The 24,561-nt window shown below is 73.1% G+C and carries 20 protein-coding genes, 1 pseudogene and 2 riboswitches; of the genes and pseudogenes, 10 read left to right on the forward strand and 11 right to left on the reverse strand.

Annotated elements, in window-relative coordinates; genetic code table 11:
• The first annotated feature begins 31 nt into the window (after positions 1 to 31).
• Positions 32 to 95: riboswitch (Fluoride riboswitch) on the forward strand.
• 42 nt (positions 96 to 137) lie between these two features.
• The 4 genes from ettA (at position 138) to eno (ending at position 4,787) form a co-directional block, all read left to right on the forward strand.
• Positions 138 to 1,805 (forward strand): energy-dependent translational throttle protein EttA, encoded by a 1,668-nt coding sequence (ettA, locus tag GHR20_RS02615; protein WP_153815796.1) that lies wholly within the window; start codon positions 138 to 140, stop codon positions 1,803 to 1,805.
• 23 nt (positions 1,806 to 1,828) lie between these two features.
• Positions 1,829 to 2,179 (forward strand): hypothetical protein, encoded by a 351-nt coding sequence (locus GHR20_RS37225; RefSeq protein ID WP_243877872.1) that lies wholly within the window; start codon positions 1,829 to 1,831, stop codon positions 2,177 to 2,179.
• A 580-nt stretch (positions 2,180 to 2,759) separates the two neighbouring features.
• Positions 2,760 to 2,824: riboswitch (Fluoride riboswitch) on the forward strand.
• Positions 2,825 to 3,020: 196 nt separating this feature from the next.
• The gene (locus tag GHR20_RS02630; RefSeq protein ID WP_111585080.1) at positions 3,021 to 3,509 is read left to right on the forward strand and encodes an inorganic diphosphatase; all 489 of its coding nucleotides are present in this window, start codon (positions 3,021 to 3,023) and stop codon (positions 3,507 to 3,509) included.
• Positions 3,510 to 3,512: 3 nt separating this feature from the next.
• A complete protein-coding gene (gene eno / locus GHR20_RS02635; RefSeq protein WP_153812050.1) occupies positions 3,513 to 4,787 on the forward strand; it encodes a phosphopyruvate hydratase in 1,275 nt (424 codons plus the stop codon).
• Between the two features lie 21 nt (positions 4,788 to 4,808).
• On the opposite strand, the gene GHR20_RS02640 is transcribed toward eno, so the two are convergent.
• A complete protein-coding gene (locus GHR20_RS02640; RefSeq protein WP_153812051.1) occupies positions 4,809 to 5,051 on the reverse strand; it encodes a hypothetical protein in 243 nt (80 codons plus the stop codon).
• A gap of 229 nt (positions 5,052 to 5,280) precedes the next feature.
• Between GHR20_RS02640 and GHR20_RS02645 the strand changes: the two genes are divergently transcribed.
• Genes GHR20_RS02645 through GHR20_RS02655 form a run of 3 tightly spaced genes read left to right on the forward strand, consistent with a single transcriptional unit; the run spans position 5,281 to position 8,565 of the window.
• Entirely contained in the window at positions 5,281 to 6,018 is a 738-nt protein-coding gene (locus tag GHR20_RS02645; RefSeq protein ID WP_153812052.1) for an acetoacetate decarboxylase, read from the forward strand.
• 46 nt (positions 6,019 to 6,064) lie between these two features.
• Positions 6,065 to 7,042, forward strand: a complete 978-nt coding sequence (locus tag GHR20_RS02650; RefSeq protein ID WP_153812053.1) for a 3-hydroxyacyl-CoA dehydrogenase NAD-binding domain-containing protein — start codon at positions 6,065 to 6,067, stop codon at positions 7,040 to 7,042.
• 35 nt (positions 7,043 to 7,077) lie between these two features.
• Positions 7,078 to 8,565, forward strand: coding sequence for a CoA transferase (locus tag GHR20_RS02655; RefSeq protein ID WP_153812054.1), 1,488 nt, complete (start codon positions 7,078 to 7,080; stop codon positions 8,563 to 8,565).
• A 27-nt stretch (positions 8,566 to 8,592) separates the two neighbouring features.
• On the opposite strand, the gene GHR20_RS02660 is transcribed toward GHR20_RS02655, so the two are convergent.
• Positions 8,593 to 10,806 carry a serine/threonine-protein kinase gene (locus GHR20_RS02660; RefSeq protein ID WP_153812055.1) on the reverse strand — a complete coding sequence of 738 codons (2,214 nt, stop codon included), beginning with the start codon at positions 10,804 to 10,806 and terminating at the stop codon, positions 8,593 to 8,595.
• Positions 10,807 to 11,180: 374 nt separating this feature from the next.
• On the opposite strand from GHR20_RS02660, the gene GHR20_RS02665 reads away from it, so the two are divergent.
• The gene (locus tag GHR20_RS02665) at positions 11,181 to 11,924 is read left to right on the forward strand and encodes an SDR family oxidoreductase (RefSeq protein ID WP_153812056.1); all 744 of its coding nucleotides are present in this window, start codon (positions 11,181 to 11,183) and stop codon (positions 11,922 to 11,924) included.
• 66 nt (positions 11,925 to 11,990) lie between these two features.
• Here GHR20_RS02665 and GHR20_RS02670 read toward each other — a convergent pair whose 3' ends face one another.
• From GHR20_RS02670 to GHR20_RS02680, 3 genes are all read right to left on the reverse strand, one after another.
• Positions 11,991 to 14,105: a cellulose binding domain-containing protein gene (locus GHR20_RS02670; RefSeq protein ID WP_153812057.1), complete on the reverse strand. Its 2,115-nt coding sequence runs from the start codon at positions 14,103 to 14,105 to the stop codon at positions 11,991 to 11,993.
• 305 nt (positions 14,106 to 14,410) lie between these two features.
• Positions 14,411 to 15,511: a CU044_5270 family protein gene (locus tag GHR20_RS02675; RefSeq protein WP_153812058.1), complete on the reverse strand. Its 1,101-nt coding sequence runs from the start codon at positions 15,509 to 15,511 to the stop codon at positions 14,411 to 14,413.
• On the reverse strand, positions 15,508 to 16,125 hold the full coding sequence (locus tag GHR20_RS02680; protein WP_153815797.1) for an RNA polymerase sigma factor: 618 nt from the start codon (positions 16,123 to 16,125) through the stop codon (positions 15,508 to 15,510). Before GHR20_RS02680 ends, GHR20_RS02675 begins: the two co-directional genes overlap by 4 nt.
• Positions 16,126 to 16,300: 175 nt before the next feature.
• Here GHR20_RS02680 and GHR20_RS02685 point away from each other — a divergent pair, with 175 nt between their 5' ends.
• Positions 16,301 to 16,789 (forward strand): PH domain-containing protein, encoded by a 489-nt coding sequence (locus GHR20_RS02685; RefSeq protein WP_148024822.1) that lies wholly within the window; start codon positions 16,301 to 16,303, stop codon positions 16,787 to 16,789.
• A 205-nt stretch (positions 16,790 to 16,994) separates the two neighbouring features.
• On the opposite strand, the gene GHR20_RS02690 is transcribed toward GHR20_RS02685, so the two are convergent.
• From GHR20_RS02690 to GHR20_RS02705, 4 genes are all read right to left on the reverse strand, one after another.
• Complete coding sequence (locus GHR20_RS02690; protein WP_153812060.1) at positions 16,995 to 18,326, reverse strand: NAD(P)/FAD-dependent oxidoreductase; 1,332 nt, start codon at positions 18,324 to 18,326, stop codon at positions 16,995 to 16,997.
• Between the two features lie 190 nt (positions 18,327 to 18,516).
• Complete coding sequence (locus GHR20_RS02695) at positions 18,517 to 19,548, reverse strand: UbiA family prenyltransferase (RefSeq protein ID WP_243877874.1); 1,032 nt, start codon at positions 19,546 to 19,548, stop codon at positions 18,517 to 18,519.
• A gap of 91 nt (positions 19,549 to 19,639) precedes the next feature.
• Positions 19,640 to 20,131, reverse strand: coding sequence for a hypothetical protein (locus GHR20_RS02700; protein ID WP_153812061.1), 492 nt, complete (start codon positions 20,129 to 20,131; stop codon positions 19,640 to 19,642).
• A gap of 204 nt (positions 20,132 to 20,335) precedes the next feature.
• Entirely contained in the window at positions 20,336 to 20,842 is a 507-nt protein-coding gene (locus tag GHR20_RS02705; RefSeq protein WP_153812062.1) for a DUF6584 family protein, read from the reverse strand.
• Positions 20,843 to 20,971: 129 nt separating this feature from the next.
• On the opposite strand from GHR20_RS02705, the pseudogene GHR20_RS02710 reads away from it, so the two are divergent.
• Positions 20,972 to 21,804 (forward strand): annotated as a pseudogene (locus GHR20_RS02710) (IS5 family transposase).
• On the opposite strand, the gene GHR20_RS02715 reads toward GHR20_RS02710, so the two are convergent.
• Both GHR20_RS02715 and GHR20_RS02720 read right to left on the reverse strand, forming a co-directional pair.
• Positions 21,784 to 24,183, reverse strand: coding sequence for a lantibiotic dehydratase (locus GHR20_RS02715; RefSeq protein ID WP_343335985.1), 2,400 nt, complete (start codon positions 24,181 to 24,183; stop codon positions 21,784 to 21,786). The pseudogene GHR20_RS02710 and the gene GHR20_RS02715 sit on opposite strands and share 21 nt — an antisense overlap.
• Before the next feature lie 84 nt (positions 24,184 to 24,267).
• Entirely contained in the window at positions 24,268 to 24,540 is a 273-nt protein-coding gene (locus GHR20_RS02720; RefSeq protein WP_085567961.1) for an acyl carrier protein, read from the reverse strand.
• Positions 24,541 to 24,561 lie beyond the last annotated feature (21 nt).

The raw sequence follows: 24,561 nt of genomic DNA on the forward strand, positions 1-24,561 counted from the left end.
GGCGGGGACCGGGCGGACGGGCGCACCATGGACGGAGACGGGCGATGAGGCTCGCCCTTGAGCGCACGTTCCGTGCTGATGGCCTCTGCGAGCACCAGCCGCCGCGCCCGGCGGCCCGGCTTCCGGAGGCATCGCGGATGTACGCGTACACGATGCGCAAGGCCCGCACGGCCCACGGCGACAAGGTCGTCCTCGACGACGTCACCCTCTCCTTCCTGCCCGGCGCCAAGATCGGTGTCGTGGGCCCGAACGGCATGGGCAAGTCGACCGTCCTGCGGATCATGGCGGGCCTTGAGCGGCCCACCGATGGCGAGGCGGCCCCGGCCCCCGGGACCAGCGTCGGGATTCTGGAGCAGGAGCCCCGGCTCGACGACTCGGCGACCGTGCTGGGCAACGTCGAGGAGGGCGTCGCGGAGATCCGTGCCGCGCTGCGCCGGTACGAGGAGGTCACGACCCGGCTCGGCGCGGCCGGCGGCGCGGAGCCGCAGCCTCTCCTGGACGAACTCGGCGCGCTCCAGGACCGGTTGGACGACGCCGGGGCGTGGGATCTCGACTCCCGGCTGGAACAGGCGAGGGACGCGCTGCGCTGTCCGCCGCCCCGCACACCGGTCGCGGAGCTGTCGGGCGGTGAGCGGCGGCGGGTCGCGCTGTGCCGGCTGCTGCTGTCCCAGCCGGACCTGCTGCTGCTGGACGAGCCCACGAACCACCTGGACGCGGAGTCGGTGGCGTGGCTGGAGCGGCATCTGGCGGACTACCCCGGCACCGTCGTCGCCGTCACCCACGACCGGTACTTCCTGGACAACGTCGCCCAGTGGATCCTGGAGATCGACCGCGGCCACGCCTATCCGTACGAGGGGAACTACTCCGCCTACCTCCAGGCCAGGGCGGCCCGGCTCCAGGTGGAGGGCCGCAAGGACGCCAAGCGGCAGAAGCGGCTGGCCGAGGAGCTGGCGTGGGCACGCTCCGGCGGCACGGCGCGCCAGGCCAGGTCCAAGGCGCGGGTGCGGCATCACGAGCAGCTGGCGAGCGAGGCCGCCGGGGCGCGGAAGCTGGACTTCGAGGAGATCCAGATCCCGCCCGGGCCGCGGCTGGGCAGCCTGGTCCTGGAGGCCGACCATGTCACCAAGGGGTTCGGCGACCGGCTGCTGATGGAGGAGCTGTCGTTCTCCCTGCCGCGCGGCGGCCTCGTCGGGGTCCTCGGCCCCAACGGGGTGGGCAAGACCACGCTGTTCCGGATGATCGTCGGTGAGGAGCGGCCGGACGCGGGCGCCCTGCGGGTCGGTGACTCGGTGCGGATCTCGTACGTGGACCAGAACCGCGCCGGACTGGACCCGGACATGCCGGTGTGGCAGGCGGTGTCCGGCGGTGTGGACCACATCCGCGTCGGGGACGTGGAGATGCCCTCCCGCGCCTATGTCGCCACGTTCGGTTTCAAGGGCGCCGACCAGCAGAAGCCCGTGGGGGTGATGTCCGGGGGCGAACGCAACCGGCTCAACCTCGCCCTGACGCTGAGGCAGGGCGGCAACCTCCTGCTGCTGGACGAGCCGACCAACGATCTCGACGTGGAGACGCTGGCGTCGCTGGAGAACGCGCTGCTCGGCTTTCCCGGCTGCGCGGTCGTCAGCGCGCACGACCGGTGGTTCCTGGACCGGGTCGCCACCCACATCCTGGCCTGGGAGGGCGGCGCCGACTGGTTCTGGTTCGAGGGCAACTTCGCCGGCTACGAGGCCGACAAGCTCGGCCGGCTGGGCGCGGAGGCGGCCCGCCCGCACCGGATCACCCACCGCCGGCTGGTACGCGGCTGACCGCCCGACAGGAGCCCTGCGCCATGACATACCTCGATCAGGAGGCGATGGCGGTCCTGCACGCGGCCCGGCTGATCGTCGTCAACGCCACGTGGCACCTCCGTGAGGAACAGGCCCTCGGACGGCTCGCCGGTGCACGCGGTCTGGCCTGCACCCCGCTCTTTCCCGGGCACCCGGTCATCCAGATCGTCGCGTACGACGGACGTCTCCTCGGCCGGGCCCGCTTCGACACCGGGTTCGGTGTGTGCTGGTTCGCCGGCAGCCTGGCCCTGGGGGTTCTCTACGATCGCTCGGTCACCGAGGTGGTGGTCTTCTCGGCGGCCCTGCAAGCGGCCGCGCTGCCCCTGCTCCTGGTGGTCAGGCGGACGCGCTGACGTCGTCCGGGGCCCGGTCGGCGGGTTCGACGATCCAGTGTCCGCGGCAGCCGCATCAGCAGGTCCTCGGCCTTCGCGTACGACGTCGAGCCCACCCGGAGCCGCCACACCGCTCCCGGCGGCCGCCTGCCCGGGGTGAGGGGCCGCACCGGGCGCGGCGCCGGGGCCGCGTGGGCGGGGACGCTCGCCTCCCGCAGCGCGTCGAGCACGGTGTCGACGTGCCGGGCGGGAATGTCGGCGATCGGCGCCCACGCGGTCGCCCCCAGGCCGTTGCCACGGCCGCCCGGCGGCAGCCAGGCGGGCGCGAACAAGCTTGCCGATACGGTGAGTTGTGAGCCGGCGTGCGCTCCGGGCGCGGTTCCTGCCATGGTGTCCTCCCCGCTGCTCCCGATGTCGAGGCGGGCAGGAACCGTCGGCCGGCAGGCGGGTCGACCACCCCGGGGCGGGGTGGTCCCGGCGGGGTCCAGCGCCGGGCGCCACGCGCACTTTCAGGGTACGCCGCGCCACTCCTCACCGCGGTCGACCCGCTGGGCGCGGCTTGCGGCGGCGATCTTCGGGGCACACTATGGGTACGCGCCGAACGCGCGCCGGTGATGGGGCTCACCGCAACCGCGGCGACACGCCGCTGACGGTCCCTGGTCGAACGGATATGACCAGGAGGAGCCATGCCCACGCCCGCCCCGTCCCGCTCCCCCGCCCTGCCCGCCGGTCTCCGGGCCGCGCGCCGCCCCGGCCGGACGGATGTGTCCGGGCGGACACGCCCGGTACCCGTCCCGACGAGCCCGGCCCCCGCCCGCCCGAGCCGCACCACCGGGCGAGCTCTCACCCGCAGGAGGACACAGTGGAGTTCGATGTGACCGTGGAGATCCCCCAGGGGTCCCGCAACAAGTACGAGATGGACCATGAGCTGCACCGCATCCGGCTGGACCGGCTGCTGTTCACCTCCACCAAGTATCCGGCGGACTACGGCTACGTCGACGGCACCCTGGGCCGCGACGGAGACCCCCTGGACGCCCTGGTGCTGGTCGGCGAGCCGACCTTCCCGGGCTGCACCATCGAGTGCCGGGCCGTCGGCATGTACGTCATGAAGGACGAGCACGGCCCCGACGAGAAGGTCCTGTGCGTACCCGCCCACGACCCCCGGTACGCGCCGGTGCAGGACATCACCGACATCTCGGAGTTCGACCGGCTGGAGATCACCCACTTCTTCGAGGTGTACAAGGACCTGGAGCCCGGCAAGTCCGTCGAGGGCTCGCACTGGGAGGGCCGCGACCAGGCGTACGCGGAGATCGCGGCCTCCCGGGCCCGGGCCGTGGGAACGGGAGCCTGACCCATGGGCCTGCGGATCACCGAGCTGCACGCGGTCGAGATCCTCGACTCCCGTGCCCGCCCCACCCTCGCCGTCACCCTCACCACGGGCGACGGCGGCCGGATCCGGGCCGGGGTCCCCTCCGGTGCCTCCACCGGCACCCGGGAGGCGGTCGAACTGCGCGACGGCGACCGGACCCGCTACGGCGGACAGGGCGTGTCCACGGCGGTCGGGCACGTCAACGCCGGGATCGCCCGGGCCCTGACAGGGCGCGACTTCGCCTCGGCCGCCGACATCGACCGGGCGCTCATCGAACTGGACGGCACCGACACCAAGTCGAAGCTCGGCGCCAACGCCGTCATCGGGGTCTCCCTCGCCGCCTGGCGCGCCGAGGCGGCCACCGCCGGGAAGCCGCTGTGGCGGCATCTCGCCGAGGTGGCGGGCACCGTGCCGCGCCTGCCGGTGCCGCACTTCAACGTCGTCAACGGCGGTGCCCACGCCGCCAACGACCTGGACTTCCAGGAGTTCATGCTCGCCCCGCTCGGCGCACCGGATCTGCCCGAGGCCGTACGCGCCGGGGCCGAGGTGTACGCCCGGCTCAAGGCCCGGCTGGCCGCCGACGGCCACACCACGGGCCTGGGCGACGAGGGCGGCTTCGCCCCCGCCCTCGACCGCCCCGAGGACGTCCTGCACCTGCTGGTCGAGGCGATCACCGACGCCGGCTACACACCCGGCCGCGACGGTGTCGCCATCGCCCTGGACCCGGCGGCCAGCGAGTTCCGGCTGCCGGACGGCCTGTACCGGGTCGCGGGCGAGGCTCTGAGCAGCGACGACCTGATCGACCGCTACGAGACCATCACCGACCGTTTCCCGGTCTGGTCGATCGAGGACGGACTGGCCGAGGACGACTGGCACGGCTGGGTCCGGCTGACCGAACGCCTCGGCGACCGGATCCAGGTGATGGGCGACGACATCTTCGTCACCAACCCCGTCATCATCCAGGAGGCGATCAGCAAGAAGATCGGCAACTCCGCCCTGATCAAGGTCAATCAGATCGGCACCGTCACCGAGACCCTGGACGCGATGCGGATCTGCCGCGCGGCCGGCTACACGCAGATGATCTCCCATCGTTCCGGCGAGACCGAGGACACCTTCATCGCCGACCTCGCCGTGGGCACCGGCTGCGGTCAGATCAAGTCCGGGGCTCCGGCCCGGGGTGAACGCGTCGCCAAGTACAACCGGCTGATCGAGATCGCCGGTTCCGATCCGTCACTGCCGTTCGGCCTCGCCGACGGCTGACCCGGGGCCAGGGCGCGCGGATCACTCCAGACAGCCGGTGAGCCGGAGACAGGCGTGCCGGGCGGCCTCCAGCAGTTCACCGGCTTCCGTGGCCGGTCCGACCCCCTCGACCTGGCAGGCGCCGCCCGGGGCGAGACGAGCCAGCGCGTGGGCCCATGCCTCGGGCTGGGCATGCCAGCGGGGGAAGTCGGCCAGGCCCGCCAGGCCGGTGAAGGGGGCGGGCCTCGGCCACGCAGAGCACCTCGTCCACCGGTCGCGGCCCACGTCATCGATGGAGCTGCCACCCCATTCCAAGCGGGGGCTTTCCCCCGCACGCCGAGCCAGAGAAACGGGGGCCTTTTCTTGGCGCGCAATCTTTCACCGGAACAGCGACGCCCCCCTCCAATATCCTCTTCCATATGGATCTTGACGTATACATATATTGGACAGACGTATGCCGTCGAGTGTCCACTGGATTCGACCGAGAATTACCCGCTCTCCTCGGAGGCTCCGCATGCAAAAGGAAGACGTGGCCCGCCTCTTCACCACTCCGGTGGATTCCCCGGCCTACGCCCCCGCGCGGTACCGGTTCACCAACCGTGAATACCTCAATATCTACTACCGCACGGACCCCGAGATGGTGCGACGCCTCGTCCCGGAGCCATTGACGGTCACCGATCCGATCGTGCGCTTCGAGATCATGCGCATGCCCGACACCACCGGGCTGGGCGACTACACGGAGGCCGGCCAGCTGATCGCCGTGGAACACGAGGGCGAGAAGGGCGAGTTCAACCTCGCCATGTACGTGGACAGCGTGCCCGCGATCTCCAGCGGACGCGAGTACAGCGCGTACCCGAAGAAGTCCGGTTCCCCCACCCTCTACGTCGACTCCGACACGTTGGTCGGCACGCTGGACTACGGGACGCTGCGGGTGGCCACCGCGACCATGGGCTACAAGCACTACGCCATGGACCAGGCGGAGGCGCGCGCCCAGGTGTGCTCCCCGAATTTCATGGTCAAGACGATCCCGGACTACGACGGCAATCTGCGCGTCTGCGACCTGGTCCGCACCCGGATCACCGATGTCACCGTCAAGAGCGCGTACACCGCGCCCGCGCGCCTGGAGCTCTTCGCCCACGCCATGGCCCCGCTCGCGGACCTGCCCGTGCTGGAGGTCGTCGGCGCCAGCCACATCCTCACCGACCTGACGCTCAGCCCGGTCGAGCCGGTCTTCGACTACCTCACCGCCTGACCCCGCCTCGCCGCGCCCACCTCCGTCCTCGCGAAAGGCCCGCACCATGTCCCGCACCTCCGAGCCCGCACTGGAGTCCTACCGGCGTGCCGCCGTCATCGGCGGCGGCGTGATCGGCGTCTCCTGGGCCGGTCTCTTCCTCGCCCGCGGCATCGACGTCGTCGTCAACGACCCCCGTCCCGACATCGAGGACCTCGTCCGCACCGGCCTCGCGGAGATCACCCCCGCCCTGGCCGCGCTCGGCCTGCCGACCGAGAACCTGGCCGCCGGCCTCACCTTCGAGGCGGACCTCGCGACCGCCGTCGCCGACGTGGACATCGTCCAGGAGAACGGCCCCGAGCGCCTCGAACTCAAGCAGCGGATCTGGGCGACGGTCGAAGCGGCCGCCCCCGCCCAGGCCCTGCTGGCCAGCTCGACCTCCAGCATCCCGGCGACCGCCATCGCCGAGGGCATGCGGCAGCCCGAGCGCCTCATCGTGGGCCACCCCTTCAACCCCCCGCACCTCGTGCCGCTGGTCGAGATCGTGCCCGGCGCGCGGACCGCCCCGGCCACCGTCGAGGAGGCCACCGCCTTCTACACCGCGCTCGGCAAGAAGCCGCAGGTCCTGCGCGAGGAGGTGCCGGGCTTCGTCGCCAACCGCCTCCAGGCGGCCCTCTTCCGCGAGTGCGTCCACCTCGTCGCCGAGGGCGTGGTGACGGAGCAGCAGCTCGACGACGTCGTGACCTCCTCCATCGGTATGCGCTGGGCCGTGGCGGGCCCCTTCCGCACCTTCCATCTCGGCGGCGGCCCCGGCGGGCTCCCCCAGTTCATCGACCACCTCGGGCGCGGCATGGAGACCGGCCTGTGGCCGCTGCTGGGCAACCCCACCTTCGACGACGCCACCGTCGCCCTCCTCACCGAGCAGGCACGCGAGGCGTTCGGGAACGAATCCGTGGAACGGCTCGCCGCCGAACGCGACCGCGCGCAGATCGCCCTGATGCGCGCCCTCGGCGAGACCCCGGACGCCGAGCGCGCCCGCGTCTGAACTCCCCCACACCACCCACGAGAAGCAAAGAAGTCATGGATCTCACCGACAAGATCAAGAAGGCCATCGCCGCCCCCGCCACGGACGACGCCTTCGACGTGCACGCCGCGACGGACGAGGTGCTCGCGGGCATCGGCCTGAAGCCGGGCGACACCGGCGGCAGGATCACCTTCGAGGGCGCGGACCCGGTCGTCCCCAGCACCCTGCGGCTGGGCGCGGCCTCCGGTGTCGCGCTGGTCGCCAAGTCCGCCGCCGTCGCCGCCCTGTGGAAGGACCGCACCGGGCGCGGCCAGGACATCCACATGGACCTGCGCGTCGGCCCGCACCGCCTGTGCCCGTTCTACGACGGGAAGTGGGAGCTCCTCAACGGCTATGTCGGCGGCACCCCCTCGCTGCCGAACCAGGCGTTCGCCAACTCCTTCTACCGCACCGCCGACGACCGCTGGATGATGCCGTTCAACATCTACCCCAACATCAAGGTCGCGGCGCAGCGGCTGCTCGGTGTGGGCGAGGTGCCCGAGGACGTCGCGGCCGCGATCGCCAAGTGGAACGCCCGGGAGCTGGAGCAGGCCGGCGCGGAGGCCGGGTGCGTGATGCCGATGGTGCGCACGCCCGCCGAGATCCTGGAGGAGGCGCAGTACCGGCAGGTGCTCTCCGGGCTGCCGCTGGTGGAGATCACCCGCATCGGCGACAGCGATCCCGAGCCGCTGCCCGCCGGCCCGACCGCGCCGTTCGACGGGGTACGCGCCCTGGGCATGGGCCACATCATCGCGGGCGCCGGAGCCGGCCGCGCCCTCGCCCTGCACGGCGCCGACGTGCTGAACCTGTGGCGGCCGTACGAACTGGAGCACGACGTCACCTACCTGAGCACCAGTGTGGGCGTGCGCTCCGCCACGGTCAGCCCCTACACGCGGGAGGGCCTGGAGCGGATCCACGCGCTCCAGTCCGGCGCCGATGTCTTCTACGCCAACCGCCGCCCGGGCTTCCTCGACTCCATCGGGCTGTCCGAGGAGGAGTCCATCGCGCGCCGACCCGGTCTGATCCACGCCACGGTCTCGCTGAACGGCCGCAGCGGCCCCTGGAAGGACTACCTGGGCTTCGACCAGACCGCAGGCGCGCTCACCGGGCTGCTCCACCTGGAGGGCGACGGCGACAAGCCGGCCCTGCCGCCCATCACCGTGGTCAACGACTACCTGGTCTCCTGGTTCATGACGGCCGGCATCGCCGAGGCGCTGCGCCGCCGCGCCGTGGACGGCGGCAGCTACCGCGTCCATGTCTCGCTGTCCCGCGTCGCCCTGTGGATCCTGTCGCTGGGCATCTTCGAGAAGTCGTATGCCGAGCGGATCGCGGGCACCGGCGAACCGCACGCCTACCCGGACCCCGAGGTCTTCACCGCCGAGACGCCGCTCGGGCACTACCAGGGCGTCACCGACCAGGTGAGGATGTCGGACACCCCCGGCGCCTACCGGCAGATCCTCGTGCCGCGCGGTTCCCAGCGGGCGGAGTGGCTGCCCACCGGCTGACCGGCCGCCCGGCCGAGCCGGACCAAATCACCCCGGTACGGGTTCGCGGTCCGGGTGGGCCGGGTCGAGGGTGAAGAGCTTGCCGTCGCAGGCCGCGAGGATCAGCGCGCCCTGGTCGAACCACACCGTGGGCAGCAGGCCGCCGTCCAGCACCTCCGCGCGGGCCGAGGACTCCCACAGCAGGGTGCCGCGGGCCGCGTCGAGGGCGGCCACCCGGCCGCTCCCGCCGGCCAGGTACACGGTACGGCCGGCCGGGTCCACCGACGGCTGGCCGGGCGTCTCCAGGGTCGTGTGGGTCTGCCACAGCTTGGCCCCGGTCAGGGGCGAGACGGCCGTGACCATGCCGCTGGAGGTGGCGAGGTAGAGCGTGCCGCGGGCCAGGGTCGGGATGCCTCCCCGGTACCGCTCGGGCAGGGGGGTCAGCGATCGCGCCCCGGTGCGCGGGTCGACCCGCACGATACGGGTGTAGACCATGTCGGGGCTGTCGGGCGCGTCGTTGTCGGTCGATTCCAGGAAGACCAGCCGGCCGTCCAGGGTCCCGATGAAGCTCCGCTGCTCGGCGGGTGACGCAAGGGTGTGCGCGGACCCGTCGGCGGGGTCGACCACGAGGAACTTCGTGAGGTGCTTGCCCTCCGCGCGGGTGATGCACTCCACGTACGGGCGGTCTTGCGCGGCGAGCGGGTAGCAGTCGTATCCGGCGGGTACGGGGATCTGCCCGCGCACCGTTCCGTCGCGCGCCGAGCGGACGGTCACCGCGCCGCCGTCGCCCTCCTGCGTCATCGTCACCCCGGCGGCGTAGGCCGAGCCCAGGCTGTCGGTGCGCACGGGGTGGGCCCAGAGCCGGGTGCCGCTCCTGGCGTCGAGCCCGAGGACGGACTGCCCCTGTCCTCTGCCGCTCGTGCCGCTGACCGTCAGCTCCACGAGCACCACGCCCTCGTACGTGCCGAGGATATTCGTGACGTACCGGTCGGCCGGTAGCCCGGCGGGGGCGATGCCGGAGCGCCACAGGGTGCGTCCGGTGGCGGCGTCGACCCGTTCCGGGAGGAGTTGGCTGCCCGCGCAGTAGAGGGCGCCACCGTCCGGTACGCACGCCGGTACCCGGTTGCCGTCGTATCCCGGTGCCTTCCGCACGCCCTGCTCGGCGTCGGCGGACGCGGTCGTCTGCCACGGTTTCCAGCCGGCCGGGAGCGGGGCCCAGCGTCCGGCGGCCGTGGCGGTGGTCCGTACCGTGCCGCCGCCCTCGCCCGGCGGGTCGAGCAGGAGATAGCCGGTCAGGGCGGCGGCCAGCACGCCGGACACCGCCAGCAGCGCCCGGGGGCCGCGCCATCGGGAACGGCGGTCGGCGCTGGTCGGGGCGCTGGTGAGGGGCGGGTGCGCGGGGCGCGCGGAGGGCAGCCGCAGCGTCATCGTCTCCGGTTCGCCCGGGGACGGCTCCGGCAGGGCCTCGGCGAACTCCAGGGCCAGCCGGTCCGGTGCGGGCCGGTCGGCGGGCTCCTTGGCCAGGCAGCGCTCCAGCACCGCGCGCACGGAGCCGGACACGCCGTCGAGGGCGGGCTCGTTGTGGACGACCCGGTAGCCGGTCAGATAGGGGCTGTCGGCGTCGAAGGGACCGTGTCCGGTGACGCACCACACCAGCAGCGCGCCGAGCGAGAAGACGTCCGAGGCGGGGCCGACCGTGCGGGCGTCGGTGAACTGCTCCGGGGACATGAAGGGCGGGGTGCCGATCACCTGCCCGGTCTCGGTGAGGGTGTGGTGGCTCTCCACGGCGCGGGAGATGCCGAAGTCGATGACGCGGGGGCCGTCCTCGGCCATCAGGACGTTGGCCGGCTTCAGGTCGCGGTGCACCACCCCGGCCCGGTGGATGTCCCGCAGCGCCTCCACCAGGCCGAGAGCCAGCGGCCGCAACTCGGTCACGCGCAACGGGCCTTGGTCGCGGACCCGGTCCGCGAGGGAGTGGCCGCGCACGTACTGGGTGGCCATCCAGGGCGCGTCGGCCTCCGGGTCGGCGTCCACCACGGCCGCGGTGAAGGCGCCGCTCACCCGGCGGGCGGCCTCGATCTCCTGCCGGAAGCGGGCCCGGAAGACGGGGTTCTGGGCGTATTCGGCGTGCACGACCTTGACGGCGACCTCGCGTCCGGAACGCGATCTGCCCCGGTAGACCCTGCCCATGCCGCCGGCGCCGAGCCGGTCGATCAGCTTGTAGCCGCCGACGGATCTCGGATCGTCCTTGTGTAGCGGCACGCGCCCCTCCCCTGGCCTCCCGGCAGTGCCGGCCTCCGGCAACTCAATCACACTAGGACAGGGCCGCCCCAACTCCTCGGCGGCCGGGCCGAGTCCGGGCGGGGACGGGCGACGCGCGGCCCCGCACCCGCCGGCCCCGCATCCACCGGGCCCCACCCGCGAAGGCCCCAAGCCCCCGACACCCGCTCCAGCTCCGACCCCGAACTCCGACTCCTACGGTCCTTCCCCCGAAAGCGCCGATCAGGCGGCCCCACGGGGTGTCGTGGCACCCGCGCGCGCCCGCGCTGCGTTCCCTGGGAGGGGGCATCGTCCCGGACGTGCCCTCAGTCAGCCGGACGGACCCGCCCGGCTCGTGACCTCGAAAGGTGTCCCGTATGTCCGCACAGAGCGCCGCCCCCGCCACCCGCCCCCAGACCGCGCTGGTCACCGGGGCCACCTCCGGTATCGGCCGGGCGATCGCCAGACGGCTGGCCGAGGACGGGCTGTCCGTCGTGGTCGTGGGCCGCGACGCCGAGCGCGGTGCCGAGGCCGTGGCGGAGATCGCCGGGGCCGGGGGGCAGGCCCGGTTCGTCGCCGCCGATCTCACCGAACCGGACGGCGCGAGCCGGCTGGCGGCCGCGGTGGGCGAGGTGGACGTGCTGGTCAACAACGCGGGCGTCGCGCACTGGGCGCCGACCGAGGAGATGCGCCCCGCCGACTACGACGCCATGTTCGACGGCAATGTCCGCGCGCCCTTCTTCCTGGTGGCCGCCTTCGCCCCCGCGATGGCCGCGAAGGGCTCGGGCAGTGTGATCAGTATCGGCAGCATGGCCGGCAGCCTCGGACTGGCCAACGCCGCGGCCTACGGCGCCACGAAGGCGGCCCTGGCGTCGCTGACGCAGAGCTGGACGGCCGAGTACAGCGCGCGCGGTGTCCGTTTCAACACCGTGGCCCCCGGCCCGGTGTACACCCGGCCGGAGGGGCGCGAGCTGTTCGACGCGCTGGGCGCGACCACCGCGATGAAACGCGTCGCCGAGCCCTCCGAGGTCGCGGAGGTGGTCGCCTTCCTGGCCTCGCCGAGGGCCAGTTATGTCACCGGCGCCACCATCGCCGTGGACGGCGGCCGGACCGCGATCTGAGCCGCACCGGTTCCGGGTACGCCTCGGGCGGGGCGGTCGGGCCGTCCCGCCCGGGGCCGGAGCGGATCAGGAGAGCGTCCGGCAGACCGTGCCGTTGAGCGTGAAGGACGTCGGGGAGGGGTTGGCACCATCGTTGGCGCCGACGAAGCCGAAGGTGGCGGAGGTGCCGCCGTGCGGGGCGAGTTCGGCGTTGGAGTCGGTGCTGGTCACATGGACGTGCCGCCCGTCGCCGGTGACGTTCGCGTTCCACGAGGAGGAGACCGACTGCCCGGCCGACGGCCAGTCGAAGGTCAGGGTCCAGCCCTTGATGTCCGTAGAGCCGACGTTGCTCACCACCACGTCGGAGACGAAGCCGTTGCCCCATCCGGAGGTCACCTGGTACGAGACGGTGCAGGTGCTGTCGTCCGGGGTGCCGGTGGTGAAGGTCAGCGGGGCGGAGGGCCGGGAGAGACGTCCCGCCTGGTCGCGGGCCAGCACATTGACGGTGTGCCGGGAGCCGGGCGGCAGGTTGGAGAGCGTGACGGAGGTGCCGGTGGACGAGCCGAGCAGCTGGATGCCGGTGCCGAGCTGCTCGTAGACCTCGTACCGGTCCACCGCGCCGGTCGCGGCCGGCCAGCTCAGGGTGGCGGTGTGGGCGCCGACCGCGGTGGTCCGTGGGGTGCCGGGGGCGCCGACGGCGGCGGAGCCCGTGCCGCTCTGCGGGTGCAGGGTCAGCACGGTGACGGAGTACGGCGCGAGGGTCACCGATCCGGCCGTGGCGGTGCCGGTCTCGTCCACCAGGCCGTCGTCCCCGGGTGCCCAGCGCTGGACCCCGGGGGCGCCGGAGCCGGCGGTGAAGCCCTGGTACCGCAGGTCCACGGTGTGTTCGGTGCCGGCGCTCCTGTTCAGCAGCAGGAGCCCGAGGTCGCCGTCGGACCGCAGCACCGCGTGCGCGGAGACCTCGGAGCCGGAGGCGGCGGAGGCCACCATGGTGTCGCCGGGGTCGCTGAGCGCGCCGAGCGTCTCGATGCCGTAGTACGGCGCGAAGGGGGTGTTCACGGCGGGCTCGCAGACGCCGCCGGAGCAACTGCCGTTCGACAGCATGCCCATGTCGCCGTAGTCGGTCTCGCCGCCCACGGTGCCGATGCTGCCCGCGCTGTTGTGGGTGTCCCACCAGTCCACGGTGAACACGCCGTTCTCCAGCGCGGTCATCATGGCCTCGGCGGCGAACAGGCCGTTGGGGCGGCTGGTGAAGGCGCCGGAGCCGGAGTTGGAGTTCACCTCGGTCATCGCGATGCCGATGTGCGCGGAGTCGGCGCCCGCGTACCGGTCCACCAGGTCGCGCACCTCGTGCAGCTCGCCGGGCAACTGCCGTACGGCGGCCAGCGACTGGTCACCGTCGCTGGTGTTCGGGTACCAGTGGACGCTGACGAAGTCGATGTCGTGGGCGACGGCGGCGAGGACGGTGTGGTTCCAGTCGCCGGTGTCGCCCGCGGCCACCGAGCCGTCGGGCCAGTTGCCGGGCATGGTGAGGACCGCGCCGATCTTGACGGTGGGGTCGACCGCCTTCATGGCGGCGGCGTAGGACTCGACCTCGCGGGCGTACTGGTCCGGGGTCTTGTCGGCGTGCGTGTCGTTCTCCCAGCCGCTGCCGTAGACGCCGTTGCCGTACAGCTCGTTGCCGATCTCCCAGTACCTGGCGCCGTAGCCCTTGGTGATGTTCGCGTACCGGACCCAGTCGGCGGCCTCCTGGGCGGTCCCGGAGCCGTAGTTGGCGATCAGGATCGGCTGGGCGCCGGATGCCTTCACGGTGCCCATGAAGGAGTCGAAGTCGGTGCCGGGGGCGACGTAGCCGCCGGGCGCGGTGTTGTCGGCCCAGTGGTAGAGGTCGGCGTAGGAGCCGCCCGGGTAGCGCAGTGCGCCGATCCCCGCGGCCCGGTAGAGGGGGGCCACCCCGGGGTCGTTCATGTACGCGTCCCAGACCGCGGTGTTGGCGCCGAGCGCGGTGGACGTGACCGTGCCCAGACCCGCGTTCGCGTCGACCGTGACCGTGGTGTCGCCGGCGGCGGCCGCGCCGGCGGAGGCGGACGTGGCGAGCGGCACGAGCGCGGCCGCCAGGGCCAGGGCGGCCGAGGCCATGACGGCGAGCGGGCCGCGCGGCCCGTCCGTTCTCCTGCGGGCTGTTCTCCTGCGGAACGGCATGGGGGTGTTCCTCCCGGGTGAGGCGCCGGCCCGGGGCCACACCGCGGAGCCGGACGTTGGACGGGGAACCGTGCGGCACCCAGCACCGGGTCACCCGCCGGTGGCGCGCCAACGGGCTTGCGGGGCTTGGGACATGAACCTTGGGAGCGCTCCCATGATGGGAGCGCCCGCCGGTCGTGTCAATCAGCCGTCCGGCGGTTGTGCCGCGTCCCCCGCGCCCGGCGGCCGTGCCCCGCGGGGTGTTTCCCCCTCGGGGCACGGCCGGGACCGTCAGGCGTTTCCGGTACGGTCCTCGGCCGGGATCATCAGGCGGTTCCGGTGTGGTCCTCGGCCGCGGGCCGCACGCCCGCCTTGTCGACCACGGCGTGGGCGAGTTCGGCCGTGCTGGACAGCAGGGTGCCGGCCTTGCCGTACGACGTGTCCTTCGTCAGGTAGCTGCGGGAGCCGAGGTAGGCGTAGTCCTTCGGGTCGAAGACCCACTCGGTGCGCACGCCGTAGCGCGTGTCGTCGCGGACGATGCCGAGACCCGGCCGGCCGATCGCGTCCCGCACCCGCGCCGACCGGTCGACGCCGGGGATCTTCGCGGCGGCCTGGTAGAGGGCGGCGGCCGTGCGGGGCGGCATCAGTCCGCCGAGCAGGGTGCCGATCTGCTCGAATACCGCCTGGTCGCGCTCCCGTCCGTGGGCCGCGGGCGTCTTGGCGTACAGGTAGGCGAGCAGTTTGTCCGGGTCGGTGGGCAGGGAGGCGAGCCAGGTGTACGTGGGCCGGCTGAGCCCCGCCGGGGTGCCCTCGGTGTCCCCCAGCTCGGCGTTGATGGGCAGGGTCTCGCCGTCGGCGCGGAACACGCCGAGCCGGTGCAGCGGTCCGGGCTTCTGGGACATCCAGGACTCGTAGTCCTTGAGCGGGCTGACGACGGCCTTGCCGCTGGTGATGTCGGCCTCGCGGACCTTCTCCCGGGTGTAGAGGAACTGGTCGTCGCGCACGGTGAGCGTGCCGTGGTTCGCCGCGGCGTTCGAGATGCGGTGCAGCAGTGCGGCGGCGGGCCGCGTGTCCGCGGCGGCGTGCCGTGCCGCGTCGTCGTGCCGGCCGCCGCTGCCGCTCAGGACGGCACCGGTGGTCCCCGCCACGGCCAGGGCCAGCGCGGCCGCCGACGCGACGAGCGCGGGCCGCAGCAGGGGCCGGGCGCGCCGGACGGGCCGGGCGGTGGATGCGGGGGTGGCGGATGTGGGGGTGGCGGATGCGGGGGTGGCGGATGCGGCCTGGTCGCGGTCGATGTGGCGCATGAGCAGATCCTTGTGACGAAGGTGCTGCTCGCGCGGGAGGTCCCACTCGGCCGGGACCGGCAGCAGACGGGCGATCTCGTCGCGGTCGTCGTGCCGCCCCGGGGAAGCGTGACGGTCGTTCATGTGAGTTCCTCCCGCACGGGCAGGGCCGCGATCGCGGCCACACTGGTTACCTCTCCGCGGCGGACCTGCGGTTCCAGGTTCCGTTCGGCGCTCTCGTCCACGAGGCGGGCGAGCTTCTTGCGGGCACGGGAGAGCCGGGAGCGTACGGTGCCGACCGCGATCCCGAGCGCCTCGGCCGTCTGCTGGTAGTCCAGTCCGGACCAGACGCACAGGGCGAGGACCTCGCGCTCCTGACGCCGCAGCCGGCCCAGCGCCGCGTGCACGGCCCGGAGCCGGCGCGCGTCGTCGATGCGCCCGGCCGAACGGGCGGCGAAGTCCTCGACGTCCGGCGGTGGCGGCTGGCGGGACAGGAACAGCTGCCGCCGCCAGGTGCTCCGGCGCGCGTTGTCCGCCTTGTGGGTGGCGATGCCCAGCAGCCAGGGCAGCAGCGAGCCGCCGTCCTCCTGGACCCGCGCACGCGAGTGCCACGCGGTCAGAAACGTCTCTGACATGACCTCTTCGGCCGTCGACCAGTCGCCGGTCAGCCGCAGCCCGTGGTGGTAGACGGGCCGGGCGAACTTCTCGTAGAGCTGGGCGAACGCCTCGCGATCCCCCTCGCGTACGCGGCGGCGGATGTCGTTCTCTGACTTGTTCACACTCACTTCTCTCCGCACGACGCGGAGAGTTCCTGTGTCGTACGTCACGGCGGCGCGCCATTCCGGGCAACCCCCCGAGGCTACGGCCTCGGGCGGGTCGCCCATTCCCAAACGGGAGGTCCTTGGCGCCGGCCGCCGGCCCTACCATCCTCGGGTGGAAGAGATACGACTCGGATTCGGCCCGCGCGAGCGGCGGGACGTACGGCTGCGCGCGATCGGTCTCGCGGGGCTGATCGTGGCGGCGGCGCTGTTCCTGATGTCCAGGCCGGACGGAATCGACCGGCCCGCGCTGGTCCTTCTGGTGGTCGCCTTCGTCATCATCGTGCTGACCCTGCTGAGGTACGGCTCCGGCGCGACGCTGCTGACCCCAGCGGGCGTGGTGCTGGCCACCCGCTTCGGCCGGCGGACCGTCCCGTGGGAGCGGATCACGCGCGTCGAGGTCTGCCGTCGGTCGGGCATGTTCGGGCCGGCCTGGATGATCGCCCGGATCCATCTGGCGGACGGGCGCCCGATGCCGCTGCCCGGTCTGGTCGAGGCCAAGTCGGGTCTGCCGAAGGCGGAGTTCCAGAGCCAGGTCCGCACCCTGCTGGACCACTGGCAACAGGCGACCGGCCGCACCGAGACGGTGCTGTTCACCCCCTGACCCGGCGGCGGGCGGGCGGGAGAGGGGCGGGCGGCCGGGCCCCGGGTTCACCCCCGTACCGCCCCCGTACTGCTCCGCACCAGCAGCCGGGTGGCCGGTTCGACGCGCGGGCTCTCCAGGGTCTCGCCGCCGCCCGGGACGGCGCGTCCTCACGTTCCTTACCGAGTGAGCCAGTTGCCGCCGCCGATCCGTGCCCCCGGTCGCGTCAGTCGCTTGCCGTGGCGAGGACCCGGCGTACGGCGAGTGTGGCCGAGTGGGCGGCGGCCTCGCTGTGGGGTCGCAGGGCCACCCAGTCTCCGGCGAACTCGACGCGGCGCGGGGGGCGTTGGAGGAAGGCCCGGCGCAGGCGCAGTGCGGCGGGTGGCGCTTCCGGCAGGCCGTGCGGCCAGCGTGCCACGAACGTCGTACGCGTCGCCTCGGTCAGGCCCGGCAGATACCGCTCGGCGTGCGCGCCGAGTTCGGACACGATCTCGTCGTCGGTGCGCTCCAGCAGTCGCGTCGACGCGTACGGGGAGGCGAACAGGCTGACCAGACCGCGTCCGGGCGGTACCCGGCCGGGAGCCTTGACGTGGTCGAGGATGGCCCCGGCGAACACCCGGTCCTCCACGGCGGGCACCTGGAGTCCGTAGGAGGGCCGGCGGGTGGGGCTCGACAGGGGGCGGTCGAGGAGGCAGGACACCTTGAGCATCGGGCGGTAGGTGCTCGCCTCCAGGTAGGGGCGCTCGTCGTCCGGGACATCGGCGTGCAGCGCGAGCGCGCGGGGCGCGGGTACGGCGAGGACGACGTGTCCGGCGGTCACCGTCGTGCCGTCGGCGAGGCCGAGGCGTGCCGTGCGCAGGCCCGGTTCGACGGCGACGGCGGGGGTGCCGGTGACGACGTCCAGCCGGTCCGCGAGCGCCCTGGCCAGGGTGTCCATGCCGTCCCGGTACGCCACCCAGCGCTCTCCGGCACCGCCTACGGCGAGCAGCAGCGCGGCCATCGGGCCGATCGCCGAACGCTCCGGCCGCCAGCCGAAGAAGGTGCCGGACATCGGCTGCAACAGCCGCTCGTACAGGTCGCGATGGTGGCGGCGGGCGTACTCCTCGACGGTCAGCTCGCCGAACGGTGTCGACTCCGGGTGCTCGGGGTCGAAGCGGGCGCGGTGGCGCAGGAGGGTCGCGGTGAAGCGCAGCCAGGACAGCCGGCCGCGCCAGGTCATGCCCGCGCCGGTCAGCAGCCCCGCCGGATGGCCGAAGTCGGGGCGGGCGCGGCCGTCGCGCCAGACCGCCATCCGGCCGCCCACCGGCACGAGGGCGTCGGCGGGCAGGCCGGCCGCGCGGATCAGCTCCCAGGTGGCGTCGTAGCCGCGGGTGGCGATCTGCTCGGCGCCCTCGTCCAGGACGTAGCCCTCGTGGCGGCGCGCGGCCATCCGCCCGCCCACCCGGGGGCCCGCCTCGAACACACGCACCGATCTGCCGGTGCGCGCCAGGTGGAAGGCGGTGGCCAGGCCCGAGATCCCGGCTCCGACCACGGCGACATCGACGTCTGTGTCGGCCATCAGCGGTTCTTCCTCGCGTGGGGGTACGGCGGCGCGGTGACGCGGGTCAGGTCCGGCGTCCGGTGCCGGGGACCGCCGCCCCGTCGAGCGGCCGGCCCCGCGGTTTCTGGCGCCGCGCCTTTCCCGTCGCGGTGAGCGGGAGCGGGTCGAGCGGCAGCGGGGCGGGCTCGCCGCGCGGGGGCCGGGCGGGTCAAGTGGTCGCCGCGCGCAGCACGTTGACCGCGACCAGGGCGACCACCAAAATCCGGTGCGCCCGGATGCCGATCAGCCGGCCGCGCAGGACGTCGTCGCGCACCATGCCGACCGTGAACTGCGCGACGCGGGCGCCCGTCACGGGAAGGAGGGCCAGCGGGAACCACCAGGGCGCGAGGCCGAGGACGGCGGTCGTGACGATCACCGCGCTCTCCAGGGCGGAAAGGGCGCCGATGAAGACGGTGTTGCCGCGGCGGGAGAGGAGGCAGGCGGCGGTGGGCCGCCCCACGGCGCGGTCCCCGGCGATGTCGTTCGTGTTCGAGTACACGCCGAAGAGGAGGGGCCCGAGGCCGAACAGGAAGGCTTCCACGGCGGCGAGGGCGGTGGCCCGCCCGGTGAGCAGGCCGTACAGCGGCAGCACGAAGGCCCAGCCGACGGCGGCGAGGAACACTTCCTGGAGCCCGTGGTAGCCGAGCCGCAGGCCCCAGGAGTACTGGGGGACGAGGAGGCCGGCGGCCGCGACGCCGAGCACGGCCCACAACGGCCGGTGGGGCGCGAGCGCCAGCGCCGTCGTCCAGCACAGGACACCGGCGGCGAGCGCGGCGCGGGCGAAGCGGAGGGCGTCCGCCTCGGTCAGGGTGCCGGCGAGGAGGGGTTTGCGGGCGAGCCGCCGTACGGCCGCGTCCGTGCCGTAGTTCGCGGCGTCGCTGCCGTCCCGGTACCCGGTGATGTCGTCGTACGCGACGGCCGCGGCCACCAGGCACAACTCGCCGAGCAGGAAGGCGGCGAGGGTCGTCCATGACGGGGCGTCGAGGGTCCGGCCGCCGGTCAGGGGCAGCAGTGACACGACGACGAGCAGGCTCAGGTAGTAGTCGACCATCCCGAGCTTGGCCAGCCGGAGATGGGCGGCCAGCCGGGGGCGCGGGCGCCGGACGGGGTGGCACGCGATGCCGGGCGGCGGGTCCGCGGGGGCGGGTCCCCCACCGGGCTCGGCGACCGCGACGGCCGACGTGGGGGCAGAGGGCTGCACCGGAGCTCCTGACGGCACTTGGCGGGTAGTTGGCGGGTGGCGGAGGAGCCGCAGGACCGGCCGGCGACTCCTCACACAGCGGTTCGCGGCGTCAGGAGAACTTGACGTCGACCTTGTAGACACCGGGGCGCTCGGCGGTGACGGTGGCCTCGCCCTGGGCGCCGTTGTACTCCCCGGTGCCACCCTCGACCACGGCCTTGAACCGGTACGGGTAGTCCATCGGGTTGCCGTCGATCACGGCCTGGGTGCTCAGGTTGAGCTCGTCACCGTCGTTGAAGATGATGTACGCGCCGCAGTCGGCGTCCATCTTCGTCGGGCCCTCGACGCCGTCGATGGCGCACGTGTCGAAGGTCCTGCCGATCACCCGGCCGTAGGCGTCGAGCACCGGGCCGTTGCCCGCGAAGCCGGCACCCAGGGTCGGCGACTGCGGGATGGAGGTGTTCCTCGTGTAGTCGATGGTGAAGCTCAGCGGCGCGGGCGCCGCCGCCAGGGCCGGTGCCGCACCGGCGACGCCGAGCGCGCCGGTGAGGGACGCGGTGGCGACGGCGGCGGCGATACGCCGGCCCATAGCAACTCGATGCATGAACTCTCCTCGGACATCTCGGGCCCGTTGCCCGACGACCAGGGCACAGTTGATCACAGGTCGGAGTTTCTTGATCACCAACCGTGACGGAGTGTCGGAGGTGAGGCGTTCACGGACTTCACCACGGGGGCGCACGCGGGGGGCGCGCTTCATCGCGGCGAGAGCCGTGCGGAACGCGGCAGTTGCTCCGGTCGGCCACCCGGCTCAGTCGAAGAGGGCGATGAGACCGTTCACCCAGATCGCGAGGAACGCGAGTGCCACGGCGAGGCATCCGGCGCCCGCGAGACAGCTGGTGAGGGATCTCCGGCGGCCGGCTTCGTCCCCGGCGGACGGCACCGCGTCCCAGTCGACGGGGCGCCCCGCGTCCTGGGAGCAGGCCGTGCGTACGGCCGCCAATTGCCCTCTGGCGAAGGGTGTTCGGGCCAGCGCCTCGGACCCTTTCCAGCCAAGGGCCCTCATCCGCGCCGCCGATGTGGCGTATCGCGCCTCGAAGGCCGCCGTCTCCGCCGCGTCGCGGTCCTCTTCGAGGTACATCCAGCGGCCCGCTTCGGCGGGTTCCTCGTACCGGCGGTACACCTCGGCCAGGCGCCGGCGCAGCGTCAGGTCGTCCGGAAAGGACGACACCAGGCCGCGCAGACGCCGGCGCGCGGCGGGGACGCGGCCGGCGGCCAGGTCTGCGTCGACTCGGGCAAGGGTGTCTTCCAACGGCATGACCGCATGATCGTTCAGGGCCGCGCTCGCCGTCGACCCGGTTTCCCGGGTGCTCGCCGGGCCGGCGGCCACGTCCGGAGCGGGCTAGGCAGTGTCTTCAAATGATCACTGCTGAGGGATCATGGTGTGGTGATACGTCGTCATGAACTGTCTGATGCCGAGTGGGAGTTCGTCCGGCCGTTGTTGCCCGAGTCGTTGCGGGGGCGGAAGCGGCTGGACGACCGCAGGGTCCTGAACGGGATCGTGTGGAAGTTCCGGACCGGAACGGCCTGGCGGGATGTGCCCGAGCGCTATGGTCCGTGGGCCACGCTGCACACACGGTTTCGCAGGTGGGCGGCGGACGGGACGTTCGACCGGATGCTGCAGGCCGCACAGGCGAAGGCGGACGCGGCGGGAGACATCGAGTGGCTGGTGTCGGTCGATTCCACCATCGTCCGCGCTCACCAGCATGCGGCCGGAGCCCGAAAAGGGGGCTCCGCGACCCAGCCCTCGGCCGGTCCAGAGGCGGCCTGACCAGCAAGATCCACCTGGCCTGCGACGGCAGAGGCCGCCCGCTCGCCTTCGTCCTCACGGGCGGCAACACCAACGACTGCACCCGGTTCATCACCGTGATGGAAGCGATCCGGGTGCCCCGCCCGGGACCGGGGCGACCCCGCGTCCGGCCTGATCATGTCCTGGGCGACAAGGGCTACAGCTCAAGAGCCATCCGCAGCTGGCTCCGCCGCCACGGCATCCCGCACACGATCCCCGAGCGGGCCGACCAGGTCGGCAACCGGGCCCGGCGCGGCAGCCGCGGAGGCCGCCCGCCGGCCTTCGACCGCGAGGTCTACAAGCACCGCAACGTCGTGGAGCGGTGCTTCAACCGCCTCAAGCAGTGGCGAGGCATCGCCACCCGCTACGACAAGACCGCCCAGTCCTATCAAGCGGCCGTCACCCTCGCATCACTCCTGATGTGGGCGTGACATTTGACGACAGAACCTAGGGCCTCTCGTTTGGATCTTGCCGGGCTCGCGGGCCCTGGCACCGCGCCCTGATCCGGCCTGATCCGAACGAAAGACCCTAGCGCGGTGCCGCGGTGTCGAAGGCCACGAAGCGGAGTTCGGAGGTGTAGCGCCGGTCCTGGTCGTCGGTGAGCCAGCTCTGTTCGGGGGTGGGGAGCATCTCGGTGAGGGTGACGGTGGCGGAGGGGTCCTTGCGGGCGAGGCGGCGCAGCGCCTTGGCGAGGATGGTGAGGTAGACGGGGCTGTCGAAGTCGACGTAGAACGGGCGGGTTTCGGTCGGGGAGACGACGAAGACGTAGCGCGGCAGACCGAGTTGGGCGCGCCAGCGACGCGCGGCCACGAAGCGGCGGGCCTCGTCCTTCTCGTCGGCGAACGTCGCGTGCGCGGCCGGCACGCGCCAGGTCTCGCGAGCCACCACCATCCGGTCCAGGGTGACGCGGGGGTGTGGTCGGCCTCGGGCAGGAGCTGGAAGAGGTCCATCGACAGGGTGGTCAGGACGTGCGAGAAGACGTCCAGTGCGGGCAGGACGGAGCCGTCCGGGAGGCGGACGACGAGGTCACCGTCCCGGTTCTCCACGGTCGCGTCGGCGCTGCGGACCGTCCGCGCGGGGTCCGCGGTGAAGTCGGCGAGGGCCACCTGGTGGTCCTGGGGCCGTACGAGGGTGTGGCGGACGCGGGCCGACAGGCGGGCGCGGTGCTCCTTGGGGATCAGGGGCATCAGGCGGGGGGTGGGATGGTCGCGGTCGGTCAGCGCGAAGAGTTCGGCGATGTCCGGGTGCTGGCAGGTGAACAGGGAGGCGCCCAAGGTGTTGGAGGCCATGTGGAGTTCGCCCAGGACCAGGGTGAAGTCACCGCGCTCGATCGCCTCCGTGCCCTCGGCCGCGATCAGGACGTCCGGGCTCAGATAGCGGGCCGCCGTCCAGCCGTCGCCGCCGAACGCGAACCGCTCCCGTACCGCCGTCTCGATGCCGGCCGTCGGCACCGTCACCCGGCGGGCGCCCTCCGGTACCGCCAGGATCTGCCCCCAGCAGGCCGCGAACTCCCGTTGCAGCTCGGCCGACTTGGCGCGGGCGGCGCCGTGCAGGACCGGGAGGCACGCGAACCAGAAGGAGGCGAGGTCGACCGGACCCTCGGCGGCCAGGCGGTCGTGGACGAGGCGGATCTCCTGCCGGACGGCGGCGGCGAGTTCGGCGGTGAGCCAGGCCGCGCTGTCCATCAACAGCTTCAGCGGGTGCAGCGCTTCGAGCATTCCGGGGCCGAGGCGGGCGGTGGCCGAGCGGCGGGTGTCGGAGTAGACCAGCGAGCGGCACGGCGCGGTCGACGCGGACTTCTCCCGTACGGCGGCCGTGTCGGTGAGCTCGGTGAAGTCCTGTTCGAGGGCGGTCAGGGCCTGGACGAGGGAGTCCACGTCGGTGGCCGCCGCCACCCCGGCGCGGCCGCGTTCCAGCCGGTCCAGCGCCGCCAGGCCGCGCCGGCGGGGCTGCGGCGCGCCGACGGTCTCCAGCCAGGCGCGCAGGGCGCGGTCGGGATGGGTGTCGGCGGGGATCTCCAGGCGCCAGACCACCCAGCGGCGGGCGACCAGGTCGGCCAGCACGGCGGGGACGTCCGTGTCCGGGAGTTCGGCGGCGATCGACCGGGCCGGGCGGACGCCGTCGCAGCGGGCGAGCACGGCCGCCGTCTCGGCGGGCACGGTCATCGGGCGCCGGCCCGGGACGCGGACCCGGTCGCCGTCCAGCACGAGGAACGGGACGCGGCGCGGGGCGATCCACTCGCGCAGGGCGGGGTCGGCGTCCAGCATCTTCGCGACCGCGTCGATCCCCCAACTCGCCCAGTACACGGAGGACTTCGCGATCAGACCGGTCCCGGGGTCCACCTCGGCCGTCCGGGTGCCGGAGTCCCAGCGGCCCCAGCCGACGGGGCCGAAGAAGCCGATGGTGTCGTTCTTCACGCAGAACCGCTGCCAGTAGTGCGCGACCAGCTCCTCGCGCTGCCGCGGCATGCTGCTGCGGCTGTCCGCGCTCGGGGTCCAGCGCAGGAACGGCGCGATCCCGGAGGTGAGCACCGGCCGGTTCTGCCAGGCCACCGCCTCCCGGAAGGCCGGTGAGCGGGCGATGTCCTGCAAGGTGTGCGCGGTCTCCACGGCCGCCTCCGTGAAGAGGCGGGCGAAACCGGCCCACTCGGGTCCGTCGAGCGGCTCGCCTGCGCCGAACTTGTCGGCCGCCTCGGCCAGTCCGGGCGGGGCGAGGCGCAGCACGCCGTCGGCGGGGAAGCCCGCCCCGCGCAGGGCGAACTGCTCCCACAGCCGCCAGCGGCCGAGGGACGGCACGAGATCTTCGGTCATGGCACGGCTCTCCTTGGCGAGCGCGGATGGACGGGGACGGGAGCGACGGCGAAGGACGGGACGCCTCGACGGGAGCGGGGCGGGTCAGACGGTGCCGTAGTCGGCCTCGACGACCTCGGCCAGCTCCAGCGGCGTCGGGTAGGCGAAGACCAGGGAGACCGGGACGTCGGCGCCGAGGATCTCCTGGAGGCGGCCGGTGATCTGGAACGCGGTGAGCGAGTCGCCGCCGGCCTCGTAGAAGTCGGTCTCGGCGGTGAGGTCGGGCAGGCGCAGCACGTCCCGGAAGATGTCGACCAGCAGGTCGACGGTGACGGCGGGGGTGGCGACGGGGGCGGCGGTGGCGGCGTTCGGGGTCATGGCGTGGGCTCCTTCGTTTCT

This window comes from Streptomyces sp. SUK 48 (genome assembly GCF_009650765.1).
GTDB lineage: Bacteria > Actinomycetota > Actinomycetes > Streptomycetales > Streptomycetaceae > Streptomyces.